The sequence below is a fragment of the Xenorhabdus szentirmaii DSM 16338 genome (assembly GCF_002632585.1).
GTDB lineage: Bacteria > Pseudomonadota > Gammaproteobacteria > Enterobacterales > Enterobacteriaceae > Xenorhabdus > Xenorhabdus szentirmaii.
In genome coordinates this window covers 43953-65503 of record NZ_NIBV01000004.1, presented here as the reverse complement: position 1 = coordinate 65503, position 21551 = coordinate 43953, and the positions used below count along the sequence as shown (strand labels likewise).

At 42.2% G+C, this 21551-nt stretch carries 23 protein-coding genes; 20 read left to right on the top strand and 3 right to left on the bottom strand.

Annotation, left to right across the window (positions count from 1 at the left end):
• Positions 1-66 precede the first annotated feature (66 nt).
• The 5 genes from Xsze_RS20485 (at position 67) to Xsze_RS20465 (ending at position 4246) form a co-directional block, all read left to right on the top strand.
• Positions 67-1041: a hypothetical protein gene (locus tag Xsze_RS20485; RefSeq protein WP_038234323.1), complete on the top strand. Its 975-nt coding sequence runs from the start codon at positions 67-69 to the stop codon at positions 1039-1041.
• Positions 1042-1099: 58 nt separating this feature from the next.
• Positions 1100-2044: a 5'-3' exonuclease family protein gene (locus Xsze_RS20480; RefSeq protein ID WP_038234321.1), complete on the top strand. Its 945-nt coding sequence runs from the start codon at positions 1100-1102 to the stop codon at positions 2042-2044.
• Positions 2045-2109: 65 nt separating this feature from the next.
• Positions 2110-2307, top strand: coding sequence for a hypothetical protein (locus tag Xsze_RS20475; protein ID WP_143707596.1), 198 nt, complete (start codon positions 2110-2112; stop codon positions 2305-2307).
• A 2-nt stretch (positions 2308-2309) separates the two neighbouring features.
• On the top strand, positions 2310-3416 hold the full coding sequence (locus Xsze_RS20470) for a recombinase RecA (protein WP_071991735.1): 1107 nt from the start codon (positions 2310-2312) through the stop codon (positions 3414-3416).
• A 473-nt stretch (positions 3417-3889) separates the two neighbouring features.
• The gene (locus Xsze_RS20465) at positions 3890-4246 is read left to right on the top strand and encodes a hypothetical protein (protein WP_143707595.1); all 357 of its coding nucleotides are present in this window, start codon (positions 3890-3892) and stop codon (positions 4244-4246) included.
• 174 nt (positions 4247-4420) lie between these two features.
• Here the strand turns inward: Xsze_RS20465 and ccdB are convergent, their stop codons facing one another.
• Positions 4421-4726, bottom strand: a complete 306-nt coding sequence (gene ccdB / locus Xsze_RS20460; protein ID WP_038234315.1) for a type II toxin-antitoxin system toxin CcdB — start codon at positions 4724-4726, stop codon at positions 4421-4423.
• A 1-nt stretch (position 4727) separates the two neighbouring features.
• A complete protein-coding gene (gene ccdA, locus Xsze_RS20455) occupies positions 4728-4946 on the bottom strand; it encodes a type II toxin-antitoxin system antitoxin CcdA (RefSeq protein ID WP_038234313.1) in 219 nt (72 codons plus the stop codon).
• A gap of 461 nt (positions 4947-5407) precedes the next feature.
• Here ccdA and Xsze_RS20450 point away from each other — a divergent pair, with 461 nt between their 5' ends.
• Positions 5408-5608, top strand: coding sequence for a hypothetical protein (locus Xsze_RS20450; RefSeq protein WP_038234311.1), 201 nt, complete (start codon positions 5408-5410; stop codon positions 5606-5608).
• Between the two features lie 415 nt (positions 5609-6023).
• On the opposite strand, the gene Xsze_RS20445 is transcribed toward Xsze_RS20450, so the two are convergent.
• Positions 6024-7040, bottom strand: coding sequence for a RepB family plasmid replication initiator protein (locus Xsze_RS20445; RefSeq protein ID WP_038234310.1), 1017 nt, complete (start codon positions 7038-7040; stop codon positions 6024-6026).
• 711 nt (positions 7041-7751) lie between these two features.
• On the opposite strand from Xsze_RS20445, the gene Xsze_RS20440 reads away from it, so the two are divergent.
• The 14 genes from Xsze_RS20440 to Xsze_RS20375 all read left to right on the top strand — a co-directional run bounded on the left by Xsze_RS20440 (position 7752) and on the right by Xsze_RS20375 (position 21522).
• A complete protein-coding gene (locus tag Xsze_RS20440; protein ID WP_038234308.1) occupies positions 7752-8378 on the top strand; it encodes a hypothetical protein in 627 nt (208 codons plus the stop codon).
• 129 nt (positions 8379-8507) lie between these two features.
• Entirely contained in the window at positions 8508-9593 is a 1086-nt protein-coding gene (locus Xsze_RS20435; RefSeq protein WP_038234305.1) for a metallophosphoesterase family protein, read from the top strand.
• Positions 9593-11512, top strand: coding sequence for an AAA family ATPase (locus tag Xsze_RS20430; protein ID WP_038234302.1), 1920 nt, complete (start codon positions 9593-9595; stop codon positions 11510-11512). The genes Xsze_RS20435 and Xsze_RS20430 overlap by 1 nt, the downstream gene beginning before the upstream one ends.
• Complete coding sequence (locus Xsze_RS20425) at positions 11502-12350, top strand: hypothetical protein (RefSeq protein WP_038234300.1); 849 nt, start codon at positions 11502-11504, stop codon at positions 12348-12350. The genes Xsze_RS20430 and Xsze_RS20425 overlap by 11 nt, the downstream gene beginning before the upstream one ends.
• Positions 12351-12373: 23 nt before the next feature.
• Positions 12374-12943, top strand: coding sequence for a RuvC family protein (locus tag Xsze_RS20420; RefSeq protein ID WP_038234298.1), 570 nt, complete (start codon positions 12374-12376; stop codon positions 12941-12943).
• Positions 12944-13058: 115 nt separating this feature from the next.
• Entirely contained in the window at positions 13059-15347 is a 2289-nt protein-coding gene (gene nrdA / locus Xsze_RS20415; protein WP_038234296.1) for a class 1a ribonucleoside-diphosphate reductase subunit alpha, read from the top strand.
• A gap of 108 nt (positions 15348-15455) precedes the next feature.
• Positions 15456-16577, top strand: a complete 1122-nt coding sequence (gene nrdB, locus Xsze_RS20410) for a class Ia ribonucleoside-diphosphate reductase subunit beta (RefSeq protein WP_038234294.1) — start codon at positions 15456-15458, stop codon at positions 16575-16577.
• A gap of 97 nt (positions 16578-16674) precedes the next feature.
• Entirely contained in the window at positions 16675-17478 is an 804-nt protein-coding gene (locus tag Xsze_RS20405; RefSeq protein WP_038234292.1) for a nucleoside triphosphate pyrophosphohydrolase family protein, read from the top strand.
• Between the two features lie 196 nt (positions 17479-17674).
• Entirely contained in the window at positions 17675-18799 is a 1125-nt protein-coding gene (locus Xsze_RS20400) for a thymidylate synthase (protein WP_038234289.1), read from the top strand.
• Between the two features lie 11 nt (positions 18800-18810).
• Positions 18811-19248 carry an HAD family hydrolase gene (locus Xsze_RS20395; RefSeq protein ID WP_038234287.1) on the top strand — a complete coding sequence of 146 codons (438 nt, stop codon included), beginning with the start codon at positions 18811-18813 and terminating at the stop codon, positions 19246-19248.
• Positions 19245-19736: a dihydrofolate reductase gene (locus Xsze_RS20390; RefSeq protein ID WP_051462270.1), complete on the top strand. Its 492-nt coding sequence runs from the start codon at positions 19245-19247 to the stop codon at positions 19734-19736. The genes Xsze_RS20395 and Xsze_RS20390 overlap by 4 nt, the downstream gene beginning before the upstream one ends.
• Entirely contained in the window at positions 19733-20386 is a 654-nt protein-coding gene (locus Xsze_RS20385; RefSeq protein ID WP_051462269.1) for an AAA family ATPase, read from the top strand. The genes Xsze_RS20390 and Xsze_RS20385 overlap by 4 nt, the downstream gene beginning before the upstream one ends.
• A gap of 60 nt (positions 20387-20446) precedes the next feature.
• A complete protein-coding gene (locus Xsze_RS20380) occupies positions 20447-20911 on the top strand; it encodes a hypothetical protein (RefSeq protein WP_051462268.1) in 465 nt (154 codons plus the stop codon).
• Positions 20908-21522 carry a 3'-5' exonuclease gene (locus Xsze_RS20375; protein ID WP_071991734.1) on the top strand — a complete coding sequence of 205 codons (615 nt, stop codon included), beginning with the start codon at positions 20908-20910 and terminating at the stop codon, positions 21520-21522. The genes Xsze_RS20380 and Xsze_RS20375 overlap by 4 nt, the downstream gene beginning before the upstream one ends.
• Positions 21523-21551 lie beyond the last annotated feature (29 nt).

Here is a 21551-nt window from a genome sequence, read left to right as displayed (position 1 = left end):
TGTATTTGAACTCACTAAATAGACAAAACACAAAAACAGACAAACGAAACAAATTAAGGAACAGGTATGTCAACATCTTTATTAGAGCTTATTCGCGGTAAACGTAAAGAAATTGCAACTAAAAACGCGGGTCGTGGCATAGATACAGTTAAGCTACAAAACGGTGTTTCTTATCTCCGTGTGTTTCCAAATATGACAGATCCAAACGGTGTATTTTATCACGCTTTTGGTATGCATTTTGTAAAAACAAACGAAGGTGGTAAAGCGAAAACAGTTGCCTCTATTTGTAAAAGCGCATCATACGGTGAGCCATGTGAATTGTGTGAAGCACTGATGGAAGCGAAAGCGATCCATAAAGGCAACGAAAAAATGGAAGAATTGATCACAGATATTCGTTCCAGTCAACGTTTCCTTGTTAACGGCGTCGTCACCACTTCACCGGAACTAGATTCCGCTGAAAAAGCTCAGTTAGTTGAACTACCACAAACGGTATTTGACGATGTGCTGAAAGGCATTGAAGAACATCTGTCTGACGAAATCGGCAATCCTCTGTCTGCAACCGCGGGCTATGCGTTTAAAATTGAGCGTACCGGTGCTGGCCGTGATACCAAATACTCAGTATCTCCTAATCGTAAATCCAAATGCGAAATTCCTGCCAAATTAACAAGTAGTGTAATCAGTTTGGAAAATTTTGTCGCAAGTCAGGGTGACGTAAACAAAATAGCTATCGCTGGTAAAGCAATTGGCGCATTAACCGGTGTTGCTGTTTCAGTTTCTTCCACAATGGCACTACCTGCAACTGGCACTACTGGAGCAGCTTTACCGGGCTTTTCCGCTCCTGCGTCTGACGATATACCTTTCTCCAGCTCAACAAACGTCGCTAAAGAGGCTGCGGCTGCGGCATCTGAGGCAGAGTTTACTGGTGTTGATAGTGCAAAAGCATCTGCGGCAGTAAGTGAAGCACCTATTGCTGAGCCAATCGGTGACTCTCTGGATGCCAACGAACTTGAAAAGATGATGAAAGAGCTGGAAGGCATTTAATCGTAACTTTGGTTGTGAAACAGGGCGCATTCGTGCGCCCTTATCATTGGAGGGAAATATGAACCTGTTATTAGTTGATGCACACAGCCAAGGTTACTACCACCAGCAATCAGCGGCTACGCTGAAAGTCGGTGACATGGAAACTCAGGCTGTCTACAACACACTCCGCACTGTTAAACGTCTCGCTTCTATCCAAAAAGCCCGTGTCGTCATTCTTTGGGATGGTAAAACCGTCAAACGCAACGCGATCTATGCGGATTACAAGAAGCGTGAGCCAAACCCTGACATGGAGGCCATGAAAGAGAAATTTAAGCTACAGCGCCCATATATCCAAAAGGCATTCTCTTATCTCGGCGTCGAACAGTTTATTGCCGAAGACGGCGAAGCGGATGATTTGGCCGGCTTATTGGTCAGTACAGAAAAAGGCAAATACGAGCATATATATTTGCTGTCTGGTGACGGGGATTACAAGCAATTAGTTGATGAAAATGTGTCATTTATCAATCAGCGCGACGATTCCATTTTGCGCCTCGATAAATTCTTTGAAGACACTGGTTATCACACACCACTAGCATTTATCCAAGGCAAAGCACTTCAAGGCGATACGTCCGATACGATCCCTGGCGTTGGTGGAATTGGCGAGAAAGGCGCAAAAGAATTCTTGGCTGAATATGGCTCAGTTGCAGAAATCCGTCGTGTCGTTCTGTCTGGAGAAGCATTGATGAAAAATCGTTCACGTAAAGCGTTCGAGAAACTGTCACTCAACGAATTTAACGAGAAGCAGGGTATGGGGATGATGGATATTTTCAAACGTAACCTACGATTAATGATGTTACGTGGTTGTCCGTTAAAGCCAGACACAATCACCTCTATTCCGATGGAATACGATCCTGAAAAGTTACGGCAATTAATGTTAGAGCTGAACTTCCAGACAATTTTAGAAGATTTAGAGGTGTTTCTGACTCCATTTGAACGATACGGGCTAAAAGGAGTTTCCGCATGATCACATCTTTAATTAATAGAGGCATAACAGTCTCCCCTACAGATTTAGCGAAAGAATTCGTTTCTATGTACGGTCGTAGTGGATTAGGCCGTGTACGCACCATCCTTTCCCAGAATGAAATAAAGGTTACTGAACGGGAATTAGCCTTAGTCCACGGCCATTGTATGACCATGTATAACCGTATTTGTAGAAAGCTAAATCAGGATTACTTCGAGCCTGAGCAACTGGCAACTATTTACCCGTTAGAGAAAGCGAGTGCCTAACCATGTCAGCAGATAAGATGAAGAAGTTTTTTAAAAGCAAAGTTAAATCCAATGCAAAGCAACAGCATGTCGAGGTCTGGCTTGATACTGGTTTACCGCATTTGAATAAAGCAATCTCAGGTAAGTACAATGGCGGCTTCCCATGCGGTCGTATTGTGGAAATTTTTGGATGGGAGTCGTCAGGCAAAACATATATTGCTACTCAAGCTATGATTTCAGGTCAAAAAGCCGGTGGTATTTCGATGTTTATGGATCATGAAAAAAGTTTCGACTCACTCCTAGCCGAAAAATGTGGTTTGAATGTAGGTGAAGACGGAAACTGGATCTACCAACAGCCTGAGACGTTTGAAGAATCTCTCGAATACGCCTCGTATATTGTAAAAGAGATCCGCGACGGGAAAATTATTCCACCAACAGCGCCTATTGTCCTTGTTTTCGATTCTTTGGCAACAATGGTGCCGAAGCAAATTTTCGAGAAATTCGCCAATAAAGCCTGTGGCAAAGCGACAAAGAAAGATGATCTGAATATGAATGATAATACGGCGCTAGCACGTTGTACGTCTTCTCACTTCCCTGCTCTGAGCCAGTGGGCGAATAAATACAATGTATGTATGATTTTCCTCAACCAGTGCCGTCAGGATCTGAGCGTGACATTTGGCGACAACACCAAAGCACCGGGCGGCAAAGCACCGGGATTCGCCGCTTCTGTTCGTGTTCAGTTAAGCAAATCCCAAATCAAAGAAGGTACGGAGCGAGTTGGTGACGTTGTAACTGCCAAAATCATTAAAAACAAGGTAGCTCCACCATTTAAAACTGCATCATGGAGTTTCTACTACGACACAGAGATCGGCATCGACGCTACCGAGTCTTTAGTTGATCACATGCTGGCAGTGGGTTATCTGAAAAAGAATGATTCCGGTCGTATATTACTAGGTGATAAAGCCTATTCACGTAAAGAAGTAGTTGTTAATTTCAAGAAATTGCCGGCAGATCGCATTGTCGAGCTACTTGAAACATGGCACACCGAAAACTCTGAGTCGGCTGACGCGGCTATGGATATGGACGCTAAGGACATTCCAGAAGACGAAGCGGAAGAAAGAGAAGAATAACCAATATTATTGTCTACACTGGGGCGCAATTGGCGCCCTTTCTATTGCTCCCGCCTTTAACTCTTATATAAATTTCTTGTATACCTGCTTTAGATCATTATTATACCAAAACAATATGTATTCACTTACTTACAATTATGTTTGAAATATTAATGTATAGGCAATCGTTAGAAGCAAATCTTTCATTTTTGAAGCATGTACCTAAAGAGAAAGAGTTTTTTCAGGAACGTCTTTTTTATATTCGCAATGCCGCGAATGCAAAACGATCACTTATTCAATTGAACAAAAAGGCGAAAGACAATGGCTAATCAAGAAAGAACTGCGCCAACAAATTGCATAGACAGCTTGGGTTACACAATGAAACAGTCTCTTTCTTTCGGGATTGTATCGATGAGTGTAACGAACTCAATTGGTACTGATTTGTTTACATCTGAACTGCCCCATCAGGCTTCATGCACTTCACGGTATCACTAGTGGAAAAACAGAAAAAATCAGAAACTGATGTTTACTGCTCTAAAGGAGAGCGTATGGAGCTGTATAACAACAACATTATCCTTCGTGATAGAACAGGTATTGTAAGAGTGATAGTGGGTGATATTTCATGTACTCCGTCAAGTCAATCGCCTGATATCAACGTAAAAACGCAAATTCCGACTGCTCCAGAGGATAATGAACCCCCAATAGAATGGTCAGAACACGATAAGCCTATTATTGAAATTTGGGACTCTTTAACGACTGAACAAAAGCAATCCATAGAGCAAGTTATTAGAGATTACCAAGATGAAATCTTTTCGCTCGGATGCCAAATAGCAGAGAATGGCTGGTATTAAAGCAACAGGATAGGTGTTGTAATCTTACAGTCAGCTATGAGCTGACTGTAAGATTTGATTGTGTGTTGTGTGCTGCATGAGAAAGCTGTCAGCTCAAATCTGAGATAATAAAAGTGATGACGGCTACAAAACCCATTACATTACTAACCATAGTGGTCAATTGCGCCATCAACCTCATGTTCTGGGGAATATGAGGTTGATGGCGTTCTTAATCGCGTCGGCGGCACTGCTAACGTCGGTAATGACCTCTCCAATAACGTTTACAGACACGCTTGATAGTTCGGTCGTCATCACCCGATAATCCTCATCGTTGACTCTAACCAAAGGAAACAATAAGCTATTCACTTTTTCAGAAAGATGGCGGGATTCAATCAAAGGGATGACCATACGCCGCCCAGGAGTATCGATGATATCGCTTTGTACATCGACAAACATTTTGTAATGGCTTGCCCGCTTGTATTCATAAACAATGAATTGCATATCACCAATTCCTGTTTTCTTCAGCGAACGAACCATATTGTGCTATAAATTCTGCAACTTCCGCCATACCTTCTCGGTTATCTGCTTTCCACTTTTCGGCCTTTATCCTGCGGGCTTCTTTTCCTATGGCGTCATTTACTAGACCAGAAATATTTATCCCGGAAGAACTAAGTACCTGATAATGCTCTCTATCTACGGTTACGCTAATTCTATGCTTCATAGGTATACCTCCATTATGTGTATATTAAGTATACACTTCAAGTAATCAGTCGGCAATTGGACGCAAGATTTGGCTCTCAAAACTAATCTCACTTTTTAAAGGCGCTCTATTGAGTGCCTTTTTTATTTTGAGAAAATAACATCAATAAGAAAACAATAAACTTATCTAAATGAGGTTAATTATGAAAAATAAGAATTTAAACAAGCATTGAATGTGCAGGTTTATACAATGTAACTTTACCTTTATTTTCACAACTTATAAAATATGTATTCACTTACCTAATGGTGCTAGGATGGATAATTTTATCGTATTGATGGGTTTACTTTACATCGGCGGTGCCGGATTAATGTTCGAGTCATTGGTTCGCCGCAACATATCAAAAGCATTCCTAAAATGCTGGTTGTGGATTTTCTTCTGTGCACCTCATATTAAATCGGAAATAGCCAGAATAAGGAAATGACATGGCATCACCTATTATCAAATACTTCGCGTACAACCATCTTCCAGCTAATTTACAGTCTGTCAGTAAGCCAGTTGGTGACTTGGCTGTTCAAATGGACGGAATGCTACCTGATTCCGCTGAGAAGTCTGTCGGCCTTCGAAAACTACTAGAAGCAAAAGACTCTCTTGTTCGAGCTGCTTTGGAAAAGAAAGATGCGTAAAGTAGCCTTTGCTTTCTTTATTGTTCTTTGGATATTTGCCGGCACAGTAGCATTTTGTTTGCCTTCATCAGCCAATGCGTCAACCACCCTACCCTTTTGAAAAATATTTGATTTGTAAGACCGCTATAAAGAGCACCTATTCTCTCTATAGTGGTCGATACCGATACGCGATTTACTGTCAGGATAAGTGACCGTATTATTCATCATCTGCTTTGTTTGATAAAAATATAAATATAACAACATGTTATAAAAAACCACTATAGCAAGAAAGATGATGGTTACACCGTAACAATTCCAAAAATCAAGGTACGTTATCTCAATTGCAACCCATGCTGCATAAAAAAGACCTCTATAATGAGAAATTACTCTCCATAGTGGTCTTCTGTTTTTACTCTCTATAGCGGTCGTTAATTTGCTATTTATTTGATTTTCTGATTTTTTTTAACAATTCAAGTTCTTCCCTTGTCAATTCAGCCAAAATAGTATCATCGCTCTCTATAGTGGTCTTACTTCCTTTAGTGGTCTTTGCTTTCTTAACTGTTTTAATTGGCTTGTTTTTCTTGAGCTTAGGAGTCCGTTCGTGGATTAGGAAGTAAACTGAATTACCTTTTTTAGTCTCTGTGCAATCTAGATAGCCGATCTCTTTTAATTGCTCTAATGCTCGTCTGACAGTAGCGTTCTGAGTATTGGGGCGGGATTTGAGATTTAACCGTGCCCTAAGCCTCGCCATTGATACGGGAGCTGGACTGGTGGGTAAACTCTCGATGAACGTATAAAGTGCCTGAGCGCTTTCCTTACGCGCTAATTCGTTAATTGCCCGTAATTGCAGTAATACCTTATGGTCAAACTGATACAGCTCAAATATCTTCGGGTCAGCCTGAATTGTCACCGTATCCTCTTTCATATCATAGTAAGCTGACTGAACGAGGTGAGTATGATAAGACTTTGAATCATTAGTAAAAGAGAGTGTAGTAGAGACTATTCGCCGGAGTGATTCATCCAAACGTTCTCTCAGGCGTTTTGATGATCTGGCAGACGGAATACCACAGAGTTTTACAAAATCGACAAATTTAAGGGTGACTTTATCGCCTATCACTTTATGCTTTGCAAACGAGTGTATGATCCCGACCCATGTTTTAAAGTCATTGTCCATATCAAGCCGTTCTCCAGTTATCTTGATATTGTTATATCCCTCTGATTTTGCAAGAGAAAGTTGTTTCAATTCCTCAGTTGCATCCATTGACGACATGAGATTTCGTTTACTTCGGTTCGTGGATTTCAAAGTAGGGACAAACAATCCTAGCCGCATCAATGCGACAGGCTGAACGGTATTATTGGTGTTCGGTGTCAGTGTAATTAGCTCACCGGTTTCTTTGTTTACTTCTGTTAATGCAGAAGCTAGATTGACATTAGCTATTGAATTTTCAGACATAAATTACCTCCCACACTCTGAGTAGAACACTCTCTATAGTGGTTTATTATTGCTATCTATAGTAGTCGTGTCACTAATGTTTATAGTGGTTTATTTACTCTTTATAGTGGTCGGATTACACTTTATAGTGGTCATTAAGTAACTAAACCTATTGATATTTATACGTAATCAGCAACAAGGATCTTTGGGAACTCATAGGAGCTATTATTGGATCTATCTTGTGGATATCTGAATAACTCGCTAGTGAATAAAAATATGGAGCCTCTCCCTATAGTGGTCACAGTTGCTCTTTTAAGCCGTCATTTTGCTGACTACAGTAGTCATTCTCACTCTCCTTAGAGGTCTATTACCTCTCTACAGTGGTCGCTGATACCACTTAAGGCCTTGTGCCACAAACTCTGCGGAGATCGGGGATCTTTATTGATCTTTATAATGATCTATTTGGAACTTATTATTGGATCGGTCGTGTGAATAACATTCATAAAATACCGTCGTATCCCAATTTAACCTTTAACTCATTGGCAAATAATACAAATCAAACAAAATACGTTATAGGAAAAACTATGAATATCATTGATCAAAATCAGGGAGGAAATGATAATTGATTGACAATCACCATCTTGTATTGAGGAAGACTAAAACCAGGCAAATCGGCACAAGCCATTTCTTTTCAGCTATGATCGCCTTAGTAAAATACAAATAAGGTAAATCATGACTGACTCTCAACAAAAAAATAAACGTGTAAGACTCTTAGAAAAAGGCGTCTACACTATAGAGCCTAAATCAGTACGATCCCGAAATGACCACTTGTGTCAGGTATGTTCTATCATTTCAAATTGTCCTATCCAACGCGCTTTATCGTTCACAGAAGGTCATGCTGAGGCAGTTATCAGAACATGTGCTAGATTCGTGCCCTCAATCCCCTTTTGCTCCCCTTACGTTGGTCTTCACTTCTCAATATTTAATACATTAAGAGCAGGTACAACGTGGCAGGAACGATTGGTAAAAGGGAAAGTTGTAGCTCTTACAGATTCAAAATCTGGCGATATCATTCGATTTGGCAAAGTGAAAAGCGTTATCTCAGGTGGAATCGATAAGATGCTGGAAGTACACGCTCAATTTAACCACATTGCTATGGCCGGAAAAGGAGTTGATGAAGTCGAAAGAGTGATCCGTAAGTCTTATGGACACTTCTTAAAGCCAGATTCCAAGTTGACCGCAATCTATATTGAGAACGTTTCGCATGAACTCATCGATAAAATTGATAAGAAGCTTGGTGATACACCGGAAAATGTTGAAAGCAAGGTAATTAATCTTTCATGGCATAGGAACCTGTAAGCCAGCCTATACACTAAAAAGGCACTCAATATATTGAGTGCCTTATATTTTTACTTTCTCGCCTTTTCTATTCTGATACCATTTGAATGGTAATACGTATTTATTTACATATTTAAAGGTGAAAGAAAGATGAAGAAAGCGTTATACGGCTTAATATCTGATACGCACTACCATGTATGGGATGCCTTTGCTTCAACCGCTCATGATGGTATGAATTCTCGATTAAAAATACAGTTAGATGCCACGCGAGAAGCCGCAGTTGCCGCTAAAGAAGCTGGTGCAAAAGCTCTGTTTCATGGTGGTGACGTATTTCATGTTCGTGGTTCAATTGCCCCAACCGTCCTGCACTTCACATCTGAGTTGTATGATTGGATCATAAATACGCTCGGTTTAGATGTTTATATTCTCGCTGGCAACCACGACTTAGAAACCAATGATTCTGTGTTCTCAGCCAACGCCTCAGCATCATTTACCAAAATTGGCGCGAAGATTGTGTGCTCTAAGACACCTCAAACGTTCGATATCGATGGTGTTAAAGTTCACATGATTAGCTGGTACAACGATCACAAAGAGCTTTTAAACACCGTTAAAGAGTTGGCAAAAACACTCGATCCCACTGTTCCAAATGACCTGATCATCCATACCTCAATCAATAAAGCGATACCGGGTATGCCAGATGTTGGAATGGAAGCCGAAGAATTTGAAGGTTTGGGTTTCCGCTATGTCCTTTCCGGCCATTATCACAACCACAAAGAGGTCATTCCCGGCGTTATCTCTATCGGAGCACTGACGCATCAGAATTGGGGCGATATTGGCACTACAGCGGGTTATATGTTGATTAATGCTGATGGATCATATTCACAATACTCAACACAAGCCCCTGTTTTCCTCGAATTAGACGGCGATATGGAAGAATCGGCAATCAAAGGGAATTACGTTCGCATCCGCGCCGTAATCAAAGACGATGAAGAAGGTAAAAAAATTGAAGAAATGGTGAAATTACTCGGCGCAAGCGGTGTAACGAGAAACTTTACTAAGGAATCAGCTCTGGTTGGCGCGACGACAGCAACAGCGGGTACAGCCAAAATTGACAGCTTGAAAGAATCGGTTGGCAACTACTGCATTCTAATGGGAAAAAGCGACACCTCGATTGATGTAACCAAACTGACAGCGATTTGTGACGATGTGTTATCTCAGGCAGAGGGCAAAGAATAATGAAATTTATCAAAATGACGGCAGAAAACTTCATGCGTATAGCGGAAGCAAAAGTCGAACTAAACGACCGTGGTTTGATCCTTATCCAAGGCAAAAACACCGATGATACCTCTGCGAACAGTAATGGTTCCGGTAAGTCAACGTTAATGAACGCCCTGTGTTGGGGATTATATGGCGAAACAGCCAACGGTTTAAAAGCTGATGATGTGCTCAGTACCGATCATGAAAAGAACTGTCGTGTCGCTATCATCGTCGAAGATGAAGACGGGAAACGTTACTCAATCATGCGACATCGTGCTCATACCGCGAATAAAAACCGTTTGATAGTTTCATGTGAAGATGGCGATCTCACCAAAGGCACAGATAAACTCACTCAGGAATTTATCGAGAAACTAATCGGAGCCTCAAAAGACGTCTTTCTGGCTTCAATTTATGCCAGTCAGGAAAATATGCCCGATTTACCCGGCATGACAGATAAGAACCTGAAAGCGATTGTTGAAGAGGCTGCTGGTGTGGATCGTTTAACTCATTCCTATGAGATTGCCCGTGATCGCCATAACGCAAAATTGGCAGAGCGTGATGGTGTAGCCGGCAAGATTACGATTATGGATCGCTCTTTCAGTAGTGCCCTCGAAACTGCGGAAGAAACCTTAAATTCCGCTGAGACATGGGAAGCCGGTCGCAAATTGCGGATTGATGAAGCGAAGAAAGCAATTGGTGCGGCGGAAATAAATTTAGCCGAACTACAGTTATCCAACCGTGACAATCCTACTCTTGAGTCGATTGATGAAAAGATAAGGGGATTACGTGCCAGTATTTCTGGCGTAACTGGGCATGACCGTAAAGTCAGTGAACTGGAATCTGCAATTGCCAAAGCTCGTTCAACGCAGACAATTAAACAAAACGAAATCGACCGTCTGAAAACTCAGGCAAAACGCGCCATGACGAACGCCACCGAGGTTTCGGCTAAAGTGGGTGTGCCATGTACTGAATGCGGGAAACCATACTGTGAGAGTGATTTAGAAACGGTAAAAAAAGTTCATATCGAAAAAGCGAAAGCTGATATAGCACGTATTACTACCGAACTAGCGCCTGAAATAACCGCCGTAACCGACCAAATCGCCAGAGCAGAAACGGCACTTAATGCTCTGAAAGCCACTCGACCTAACGTTGACACAGAAATGGAAAAGATCGCCGTATTCCAAAGACAGCGTACTTACATTGAAAAATCGACCAACGATGAACTAGCCGGCAAGCGTGCCTTGAAAGCTGAAATTGAGAAATTAAAGACGATTGAAGCTGAGTTAAATCCGTTTACCGCGCTTATTGAAAAGACAAAACACGAAGCCGCGCTCCTGAAAGATAATTTAAAGACTTTAAAGAAAAACAAAGGAACATTAGATGACGAATGTGCCTTGTTGGAACATGCACGGAAAGTGTTTTCTCCGTCTGGTGTCCGTAGCCATATTTTATCCAATGTTACTCCTTTCCTGAATGCAAGAACGGCGGAATATCTTAATACGCTTTCAGACGGATTGATAACAGCGGTTTGGTCTACGATGGAAACCACAAAAAAAGGTGAAGTCAAAGACAAATTCAATATCTCTGTTTCTAAAGAAAGTGCCTCCAAGTCGTTTGCCGGATTATCCGGTGGTGAGAAGCGTAAAGTCCGTATTGCCACCGCCTTAGCATTGCAGGATTTAGTTGCCAGCCGAGCTACTAAGAATATCCAGTTATTTATCGGTGATGAAATCGATGATGCCTTGGATATTGCTGGTCTTGAGCGATTAATGGCAATCCTCGAAGTCAAAGCCCGTGAACGCGGAACCGTGATGATTATCTCTCACAAAGAAATGAAATCATGGTTCAGAGAAACAATTACGGTTGAATCTAAAGGCGGTCGTTCGTATGTCCATTAAGTTACCAATTCAACAAGCTACCATTTTAGCGGTAGCAGTTGCGGATATTTCCCGCTTGCCGCGTATTTTCGCTGACATTAGAGGCATTGTTGAGCCGGCTGTGAAATACAAACAGCCAGCAAATGAAAATCACCATATAGCCAAGGTGGGTTTGGATTTTGCCGATGATGATAAATCAGGTCGGATTACGATCACTGATAATAACTGGCATAGCTCAAAGCTCAGAAAAGTATTTGGTAAAGAGGTTGTAGATAAAATTGACAACTGGTTATCAATGAAAATGCTGGACGGTGTTACAGATCTTTTAGTTTCCATTACACGGATTCATACCGTTTTAGGCGGTAAAAGTGATTTTATCCTGATGGCATACACACCCGATCTTGACGCAGACAATATCGAGGATAATCGCAAGTTAATTTACGCGAAAGCAGACCATCTTTTGTTGAATGAAGAACTTGGGTATGACGCTTATTACCATTCAGCTATCGGGAATATGTCTAAATCGCTCTCAGACAGCTTTTATGAAGTTGAGAATGGGATAACGCCAGTTATACCAGAAAAACTCTGTAAAACGGATTTAAGCAACGAATTCAGCTTACATACAGAGAGTTTTTCATTTAAAGCTGTCGTTAATCACGAGAATTCAAAAATAACGGGTGAGTTAGGGAAAATAGCGTTGCTTTCCGATGGTTATTCCACAGGGATAATTTTATCGGATGAATCAACAGAGCAGGAATTATCTTTACCAAAAGAAACGCCGGCAGTTAAACCAAAACCAATGAATGAGTCAGCAAGTATATCGGTTAACGGTCGTTCATTCGCATTCGGTTCATTTTAAATCAATCACAAACAGGTAACTACATGAGTAAAATAATCAAAATCGCTGGCATAGATCCGAGTATGAGTAATTTCGGTGTTGTATTCGGTGAGCTGGATATCACCACTAATCAGATTGTCAAAATTGAACGTATGGAGCTGGTACAGACAGAATCCAGCGATAAGAAGTCAGTGCGTGTAAACAGCGACGATTTACGCCGTGCAAGCGAGATTTGGAAAACAGCAAAGCCAATTATCGATCAGGCTCAATTAGTGTTTTGTGAATTGCCTGTTGGTAGCCAATCAAGCCGTGCGCAGACGTCATACGGTATTTGCATTGGTGTTCTGGCATGTATCGATAAGCCATTGATTCAGGTAACGCCTATCGAAATTAAGCAGTTTGTGGCGAATAAAAAAACAACCACGAAAGAAGAAATTATCGAATGGGCTGTTGGCAAGCATCCAGAAGCGCCTTGGCTCAGAAGAAAGGAAAAAGGCGTTGTTAAGCTGGTAAATAAAAATGAACATCTGGCCGATGCTGTTGCGGCAATTCATACCGGTATTCAAACTGATCAATATCGTCAAATTTCTACGGTTATTTCCTCTCTGTTATAAACCCACATATTGAACACTTATAGATCAACCACACAAGATATTGTTTTTGTGTGGTTGATAATACGTAATCACATACCTATCATAAATAAAATACAAACAACGTGGAATGATGTAAATGACCTTATTTGTTACTAAACGTGACGGATCACAAGTACCGTTCGATACTGAGAAATTCAATCGTGTTGCTATGTATGGAACTGAGGGAATCGATGGTGTTAGCGCATCAGCTATCGCAATGAAAGTGCATATCAGCGCGAAGAATGGCATTAAAACAACGGATATTCACTCCCTCATGGTGAAAGCTGCGGCTGATCTAATTTCTGTCAACTCACCAAACTATAGCCGTGTAGCAGCGAAATTAAATATAGGTTTAATCCGTAAAGAAGCCTTTGGTGGTTACGATTATCCTAATCTGCTTGAGCATATCCAGCGTAATGTTGATCGTAAAAAGTATGATAAAGAACTACTGACTAAATACACATCTAAAGAGATTAACGAACTCGGTGATTATCTGAATCCTGAGCGTGATGATTTGTTCGGCTATGCGGCCACCGTTCAGTTACGCGGCAAATATCTGGTTCAGAACCGTGTTACTGGCGAGCTGTACGAAGCGCCTCAGCATGTTTACATACTTTCAGCTATGTGTTTTTTCCAAAACTGGAACAAAGACACTCGCTTACAAATGGTGAAAGACTTTTACGACGCTACATCGACGTTCAAACTCTCTTTGCCGACGCCTATTATGGCGGGTTTACGTACCCCAACCCGGCAGTTTAGCTCTTGTGTGGTGATGGAAGCAGGTGACTCTCTGCCATCGATTTACACAACGGCATCAGCAATCGTGAGCTATGTATCTCAACGTGCTGGTATTGGTCTTGGCTTCGGTGCTATTCGTGCCTTGGGCAGTGAGATCCGTGGTGGTGAAGCAAACCACACTGGCGTCATTCCATTCCTGAAATATTTCCAAGCGGCTGTCAAATCGTGCTCTCAGGGTGGTGTTCGTGGCGGGGCGGCTACTGCGTTTTATCCACTATGGCACCGTGAAACACAAAATCTGCTGGTGCTGAAAAATAACCGTGGCGTTGAAGAAAACCGTGTTCGTCACATGGATTACGGTGTGATGATTAATGGTCTTCTGTATAAACGCCTCACTGAAAGCAAAAACATTTCTCTGTTTAGTCCGAATGACGTGCCTGGTATGTACGATGCTTTTTTCTCTGATCAGGCTGAATTTGCCCGTCTGTATGAAGCGGCTGAGGCTGATGAAAGCATTAAACGGATTAGCGTACCGGCTGTGGAATTGTTTTCATCAATCATGCAGGAACGCGCTTCTACCGGTCGTATTTATATTGCTAACGTAGACCACATGAACACTCACGGGGCATTTAATCCGGCGGTAGCTCCTGTTCGTCAATCCAATCTTTGTATGGAAATTGCGTTACCTACAAAACCGCTTGAATACATGGACGATCCAAACGGTGAGATTTCTCTGTGTACGTTGTCAGCGTTTAACTTGGGTGCAATTGAAAGCCTCGATGAGCTGGAACACCTGTCATTCTTGCTTGTGTCGGCGCTTGATGCGTTGTTGGATTACCAGAAATATCCTGTTAAAGCGGCTGAGAACTCGACCAAGAATCGCCGTAGTCTTGGTGTTGGCGTGACAAACCTTGCCTATTATTTGGCGAAAAACGGTTTCAAATATTCTGACACTGCCGGTGATCAGTTCGTTCATGACACATTTGAAGCATTCCAGTATTACCTGCTCAAAGCATCTAATCGGTTGGCTAAAGAATTCGGCGAATGCTCTTTGTTTAATGAAACTCGTTATGCCAATGGTGAGCTACCAATCGGCCACTATAGGAAGCAATTGGATAAGGCGGCTGTTGGTGTAACTGAACCGCTGAAAATGGATTGGGAAGCGTTACGCGCTGATATCAAAGCGTATGGTTTACGTAACTCAACTGTTTCGGCGCTGATGCCGTGCGAAACCTCAAGCCAGATCACAAACAGTACCAATGGTATCGAGCCACCTCGTGGACCTATGTCAGTGAAGATGAGCAAAGAAGGCACTGTTCGTATGATTGTGCCGGAGTTTGAGCGTCTGAAAGACCAATACGAATACCTCTGGCAGATGGGCAGTAACAAAGGTTATCTGACAAAAGTTGCGATCATGCAAAAGTTTGTGGATCAGTCCATTTCCGCGAATACTAATTATGACCCTGAAATTTATCCTAATGGTCGTGTACCTATGGATGAGCTTCTGCGTGACCTGCTGATGGCTTATTCAATGGGCGTTAAGACACTCTATTACCACAATACCCGTGACCGCTCTGGTGAGGAAGATGAGCGTGAAACCCCAATGGCGCCGGTCGGTGATGATTGTGGCGATGCCTGCAAAATCTAATTCCTGAATGCACGGAATAAAGGTGGGCTTATGCTCACCTTTTTATTCATCTTGAGTGCCTAATTGACTGATACAAAATACAAAAGATTTACACAAAAAGGAAAAAATATGTCAGGTTATTCCGTATTTCGACAAGCCAAGAATGATGCTACTAAAGAACCTATGTTTTTCGGTTTGAGTGTGAACGTGGCTCGTTACGATCAGCAAAAACACCGTTTGTTTGAAAAAGCGATTGAACGTCAACTGAGCCTGTTCTGGCGACCGGAAGAAGTGGATGTGAGTAAAGATCGCATCGACTACCAAAATATGCCTGAACATGAGCGACACATTTTTATTGCTAACCTGAAATATCAAACTCTGCTGGATTCTGTTCAGGGACGCGCCCCAAATATTGCCTTTCTGCCTATCTGTTCACTGCCGGAACTGGAAACATGGATCGAAACATGGTCTTTCTCTGAAACGATTCACAGTCGCAGTTACACGCACATTATCCGTAATCTGGTTACTGATCCTGAAACTATCTTTGACGGCATTGTTGAAGATGAAATGATCCTCGCACGCGCCTCATCCGTGTCAGAAGAATATGATCGCCTGATTAAGCTGTTTGTTACTCGTGAATATCTTGGCGTTGAGGAATTTGAGCGTCAGTACGGTGAAGAGACGATTCAGGAGCAGGTATTTAAAACATTGGTGGCGGTCAATACACTTGAGGCTATTCGCTTCTATGTCAGCTTCGCCTGTACGTTTGCTTTTGGTGAGCGTGGTGTGATGGAAGCCAACGCAAAGATCATGAAGTTTATTGCCCGTGATGAAGCGTTGCATTGCCATGTCACTCAGGAAATGCTCAAACTGATGTACAACGGCCGCGAGGGTGAAATGTGGAAGCGAATTGCGGAACGGAACCGTGATTTTGTTATTCGCACGATGGTTTCGGTGGCTGAACAGGAAATGAATTGGGCTGATTATCTGTTTAAAGATGGCTCTATGATTGGCCTGAATGCCGATATGCTCAAAGAATACGTGAAATACCGTGCCAATGTCGCAATGAAACGAATTGGATTTGATGCGGTGTTTGCAGAGATTAGCCACGACCCGTTACCTTGGGTGAACAATTGGTTACTATCAGATAACGTTCAGGTTGCCCCACAAGAAACGGAGAAAGCGGATTATCTGACTGGTCAAATAGACTCTCAGGTCAACACTGGAGCATTGTCTGGCTTTGAAATCTGACGACACCTGCGATAAATGAGTGACGGGAGTTGTCGTTCATTTATTATCTATATAAATTAATAAATAATAAAAATATTTTATTTTTGGAAATAATATAATGAAGAAAACAAGCGCAACCATGAAGCTAAACCCAACTGAAAAACAGCCGATTAGAAATTCTGGGTATATCAGTAGCTTTTACGATATGGTTAAAGAGTTTCATCAGGTGTTTGAGCATCCTATTGAAAGTAACGAGGTCACTGCTGATATGTTCCGCCTACGCGCCAATTTGATCCGTGAAGAAGCCAAAGAGGGTGTTAAGGCGATTAACGAAAATGACAGCATTGAAATACTGGACGCTGCCGGTGATACCGTTTACGTTCTGACCGGTACTCTGGTTATGTTAGGCGGATCTTTAAGCCACGCGCTTGCATTTGATTACAAGAAAGAATCATTGACAAAAAATACGCAACATAACCTCTCATCTGGCTTTATGGATGATATGAAGTCAGCATTCGAGCACTCAATTTGTATCGCTGATCAGTTGGAATTATTGGCTGATAATATGGATAGAGGGAATGTAGCAACGGCTATAGAGGATTTGGTTCTGTTTCCGGCGGCTATCGCAGATGCTCTGCACTTACTCTATTACCTGTTAGGTATTTCAGGGGTGGATCTTGTTGAACTGACGACCACGATTCATGAATCTAACATGTCTAAACTTTGGTCGAGTGACGCAACGATTCGCAAAGAACAAGTTGAGAACTGTAAGTATGACGCCGATGATTTGGCATTTCGTACATGTATTTCTCGTGATGGGCTGATCGGTTATCGTATTTCTGACGGCAAGATTTTGAAGTCACCGAGTTACACACCGGTTGATTTAACACCATTCTTAAAACAATGCACAGAATTAGCATAAAATTATTGATAAGTAAGTAAATACGTATTATATTTGTGTCGCCTTATTTATTTTGAATTGAACTAATTTTGCTGTCGTTCCGGTAATAGCGATAGCCGATTGTAAGCACACTTTTCGAGTGTGCTTTTTTTTGTTTACTGCCTAACTAACTTATATAAAATATAGTAAGTAAATACATATCTATAGCAAATAAAAAATGACTGAAAAAAAATCACCAAAAAACAACCTGTCTCTGATTAATGACGAGTCATACCGCGATATCGTAGCGGATATTGTCGTCAACGGCTTTCCTTCAAGCTCTGAGAGAACTGGTGTCGGTACATCTGGCATCTCTTTTATTCCGAGCTTTTACTATTTAAACGGTGGTCTTGTGCCGATGATTTCAGGCAAAGCCGTTAATCAGCATCCTCTTTTGGTTGAACTTGAGTGGTATTTCAGAGGGCTGACAAACGTTCGTTTCCTGAATGAAAATGGCGTGAAGATTTGGGATCTGTGGGCAAATGAAAATGGCGACCTTGGGCCTGTCTACGGAAAGCAATGGCGTAAATGGCGTGATACTCGCGTAGTTACCCCTGAACAGTTTGAGCAAATCAAACACAGGGGTTATGTGGTCGATGGCGAACTGACAGACGGACGTTTAGTTGTCACCCGTGAAATCGACCAGTTACAACGCATTGTGGACAATCTGCGTAATGACCCTGAAAACCGCCGTAACATTATGTTAGCGTGGAATGTGGGTGAATTGGAAGATATGGCTTTGCCTCCTTGTCACTTTGCTTTCGGCGCATGGAGTCGTGAATTAGATCCCGTTAATCGTCTCATGATGGCATTCAATATCGGCGTAAATCATATCGATCACAACGTCGATTCCAAGTATGCCTCTTTCGCGCTGGCAATTAAGCCAGTGATGGAGAGCAACAATCACGATTACAACTGCTTTATGGATGGGTTAACGCACAAATGGCTTGACCATTACAACATCCCTCGTCGCGTTCTAAATACCGGAATGGTTCAGCGCAGCGTTGATACCTTTGTCGGTATGCCTTTTAACATTGCTGGTTATAGCATTATTACGCATTTTTTAGCCCACATTACCGATCACATGGCGGCGGGTTTCTCGCATTTCGGCTTTGATGTTCACTTGTATAACAATCACGCAGAAGGCGTTGATACGTATATGAAGCGTGAAGATATTGCTGAAAACGATCCTATCGTTGTGTTCCCTGAGTCATGGAAAGAGCTGAGTGACTTCAATTGGCAGGGGATCAGTATCTTTGGTTATCAATCTCATCCGTGGATTAAAGCCCCAGTAGCAAAATAAGGACATTTCATATGCAACCTTTAGTTATTTGCACAATAGACGGTGTGCTTTCTGACAACTCAGACCGTCTTCATCTGATGAAAGAAGGCAGTTTTATTGAATACAACGAAAGACATGAGCGCGATGATGCGATCATTGCCTCCGTTCGTATGCTTAAAGGGTTTCAGCGCACTGGCTGTGACATTCTGATTGTTGACGACCGCCCTGCTGAATATAAGGAGCAAACCGAGGCTTGGCTTAAAGAGCAAGGCGTCTTCTTTGACTATCTGTATTTGCCTAAACCGAAAGAGATGGGTCGTTATTTCAAAATGAAAGCGGTTAAAGAACATCTGCGCGAGAACGGCGGTCAGATCATTGCTGTGCTTTGTACTGAGCGTCAGGACGAACACGATTTTCGCAACCACCCGCATCGGCCAACGGTCTATTCGATCTCAAGAGGTGCGGTGTGATTTCCCTTATTGCGGCTGTAGGACGTGGCAACGGCATTGGCGTGAATAACGCCCTGCCCTGGCATAGTTCTCGCGATCTGAAACTGTTTAAGAATAAGACGGTTGGTGAAATTGTTGTGATGGGTCGCAAAACTGCGGAAAGTTTGGGTAAGCCATTGAAAGACCGCTTCAACTTTGTGCTATCACGCGATCCTAATCGGGTTCCGGCTGGCTTTTCGATTATTCGTGATACTAGTGAAGTGAAAGATCTGGCTCGGTTGCACTCTGTTTACATCATCGGAGGTGCCGAGATCTATCGTCAGTTTATCAATATAGCTGACCGCGCTTTTATCTCCCATATTGAAGATGACACGCCCGACGCAGACACCTTTTTTCCGATGGATGAGCTTAAAGCCGCATTCAACCGCCGTATGACGTTGAACTATTACGACGAGTTAGAAAATGAACCTGCGTTTGATCATGTTATGTATTGGAAGCAAAAAGAATGAATCATCAATTTCGACTTGGATTATGTGGCGCTCAAGGGTCGGGAAAAACGACTTTGGCCAAAGCCTTTTCTGAACAAACCGACGTTCCTTATTTTGACTCAGGTGTACGGCATATTCTCAAGTGCAACGGTTTTGACTGCCGGGCGGAAATGACTCTGCCAGAATATTTCAGAATGCAGAAAACAGTATGCAAAGAGTTGATTGCCAGCTATCCAACAGAAAGTTTTGTCACCGACCGCACTCCCATTGATGTAATGGCTTATACGCTGGCATATGTACCACCGACGATATCAACTGACACGAAAGAGGGTCATGACATCGAGTTTGCCCTTATCGATATCATTTCAGAATCACGTTTAGCGACCGAAAAGCATTTTAGCAATATCGTGATGGCAAGAGGGACTTTTGTTTCTGGTCAGACAGATACACGCACGGACAGAGCTTCTGTTCATTTAGGTTACAGACTCAAAATTGAAAGTCTGATAGAAGGAGAAATGAGACGTTTTTCTGAGTTCACGAATACTGCCGGCGTCGTCTTTCAGGCAATACCCTCTCACATTCAAAATTTGTCGAAGCGGGTGGACTCACTGATCGGTGTTTACGAAAAGCATATCGATTCATACGGGTACGAAACCATCGCCTCCCATTAATCCTTTAATACCTATGTGGTTGGCTGAAAATATGCTGACCATATAACAGAGATTTTACAAATGTCAGATGAAGCAATGAACTACGATAATTACCCTAACGCAGAAGATGAGCTGATCGATCTGCGTGATGAGATTGACCGCAAGACGCTGGCATCAATTGAAAATATCCTAATTAGGTTGGAGAAACGTTTTATTACCCGCAATGAAGCGAAAATGGCTATCTATGCGGTATTTGATGCGGTTCAAGGTTTGGTAAATAGTGATGTTGGTGAAGTTTTGAATGTGACGTTAACAGAGATTCAGAAAAACGATAAAGCAGATCAGTTTCCTATGGTATTTGCTCATAAAGGTGCAGTGGTTTTTTTAAAACTGGATATGTTTTCTCGCACAGTTACATACATGGTAGTAAAAGCTGACGGTTCTAAGATGGAAAAGTCAGAAGTCTTAGATGATGAGCCGGCCGCGTTGAAATCAGCGATCACAAAAGCGATTACATTCACTAAAAATGGAGCTGTGAAACTATGACGTATACCGTCGTTGGTCTTGACCTTGAAACAACAGGTCTGGAATACGCTGACGGGCATCGTATCTTTGAAGTGGCATTATGCGCCCGTGACTTGCTTACGGGCTCTGCTATTAAAGATATTGCACTGCGTTTCAACCCTCAGCGTGAACTATCTGCAAAGGCTCAGGAAATTACCGGCGTTAAATTGTCGGATCTGGTCGCAGAGCCGTTATTTAAAAGTAAAGCACATGCCATAGCCTCGATACTTAACAATGCCACTGTGATTGTGGCACATAATGGTCTTGGTTTCGATAAGCCATTCATTGAGCATGAGTTAGGTTTACATGGTCTGACGTTAAGACAAGATCTTATCTGGATGGACACCATGCTTCAAGGTTTATGGGCGACGCAGGACGGTAAGCGTCCTAACCTGAGAGAGTTGGCTTTTGCGCTTGGGTTTGAATATGACGAGGAAAAGGCTCATGGGGCTTTGTATGATACACAACTCATGATGGATTGCTTCTTTACTGCCCGTGATAAGTATGGATTGTTTCAGTTACCCAACGAAGATCAAATTAAATCCAATATAGTTCCGCTTGGCTCAGGTTCAAAACTTTCCTATTTAAGCTAACCCTATTTATCATAAACATTGCACGACGT

Coding starts and splice junctions, on each gene's coding strand:
- Xsze_RS20400 (WP_038234289.1), top strand. CDS start 17,675: ATGACTGAAAAAAAATCACCAAAAAACAACCTGTCTCTGATTAATGAC.
- Xsze_RS20430 (WP_038234302.1), top strand. CDS start 9,593: ATGAAATTTATCAAAATGACGGCAGAAAACTTCATGCGTATAGCGGAA.
- nrdA (WP_038234296.1), top strand. CDS start 13,059: ATGACCTTATTTGTTACTAAACGTGACGGATCACAAGTACCGTTCGAT.
- Xsze_RS20425 (WP_038234300.1), top strand. CDS start 11,502: ATGTCCATTAAGTTACCAATTCAACAAGCTACCATTTTAGCGGTAGCA.
- Xsze_RS20380 (WP_051462268.1), top strand. CDS start 20,447: ATGTCAGATGAAGCAATGAACTACGATAATTACCCTAACGCAGAAGAT.
- Xsze_RS20480 (WP_038234321.1), top strand. CDS start 1,100: ATGAACCTGTTATTAGTTGATGCACACAGCCAAGGTTACTACCACCAG.
- Xsze_RS20435 (WP_038234305.1), top strand. CDS start 8,508: ATGAAGAAAGCGTTATACGGCTTAATATCTGATACGCACTACCATGTA.
- ccdA (WP_038234313.1), bottom strand. CDS start 4,946: ATGAAGCATAGAATTAGCGTAACCGTAGATAGAGAGCATTATCAGGTA.
- ccdB (WP_038234315.1), bottom strand. CDS start 4,726: ATGCAATTCATTGTTTATGAATACAAGCGGGCAAGCCATTACAAAATG.
- Xsze_RS20395 (WP_038234287.1), top strand. CDS start 18,811: ATGCAACCTTTAGTTATTTGCACAATAGACGGTGTGCTTTCTGACAAC.
- Xsze_RS20485 (WP_038234323.1), top strand. CDS start 67: ATGTCAACATCTTTATTAGAGCTTATTCGCGGTAAACGTAAAGAAATT.
- Xsze_RS20445 (WP_038234310.1), bottom strand. CDS start 7,040: ATGTCTGAAAATTCAATAGCTAATGTCAATCTAGCTTCTGCATTAACA.
- Xsze_RS20440 (WP_038234308.1), top strand. CDS start 7,752: ATGACTGACTCTCAACAAAAAAATAAACGTGTAAGACTCTTAGAAAAA.
- Xsze_RS20470 (WP_071991735.1), top strand. CDS start 2,310: ATGTCAGCAGATAAGATGAAGAAGTTTTTTAAAAGCAAAGTTAAATCC.
- Xsze_RS20475 (WP_143707596.1), top strand. CDS start 2,110: ATGTACGGTCGTAGTGGATTAGGCCGTGTACGCACCATCCTTTCCCAG.
- Xsze_RS20450 (WP_038234311.1), top strand. CDS start 5,408: ATGGCATCACCTATTATCAAATACTTCGCGTACAACCATCTTCCAGCT.
- nrdB (WP_038234294.1), top strand. CDS start 15,456: ATGTCAGGTTATTCCGTATTTCGACAAGCCAAGAATGATGCTACTAAA.
- Xsze_RS20405 (WP_038234292.1), top strand. CDS start 16,675: ATGAAGAAAACAAGCGCAACCATGAAGCTAAACCCAACTGAAAAACAG.
- Xsze_RS20375 (WP_071991734.1), top strand. CDS start 20,908: ATGACGTATACCGTCGTTGGTCTTGACCTTGAAACAACAGGTCTGGAA.
- Xsze_RS20420 (WP_038234298.1), top strand. CDS start 12,374: ATGAGTAAAATAATCAAAATCGCTGGCATAGATCCGAGTATGAGTAAT.
- Xsze_RS20385 (WP_051462269.1), top strand. CDS start 19,733: ATGAATCATCAATTTCGACTTGGATTATGTGGCGCTCAAGGGTCGGGA.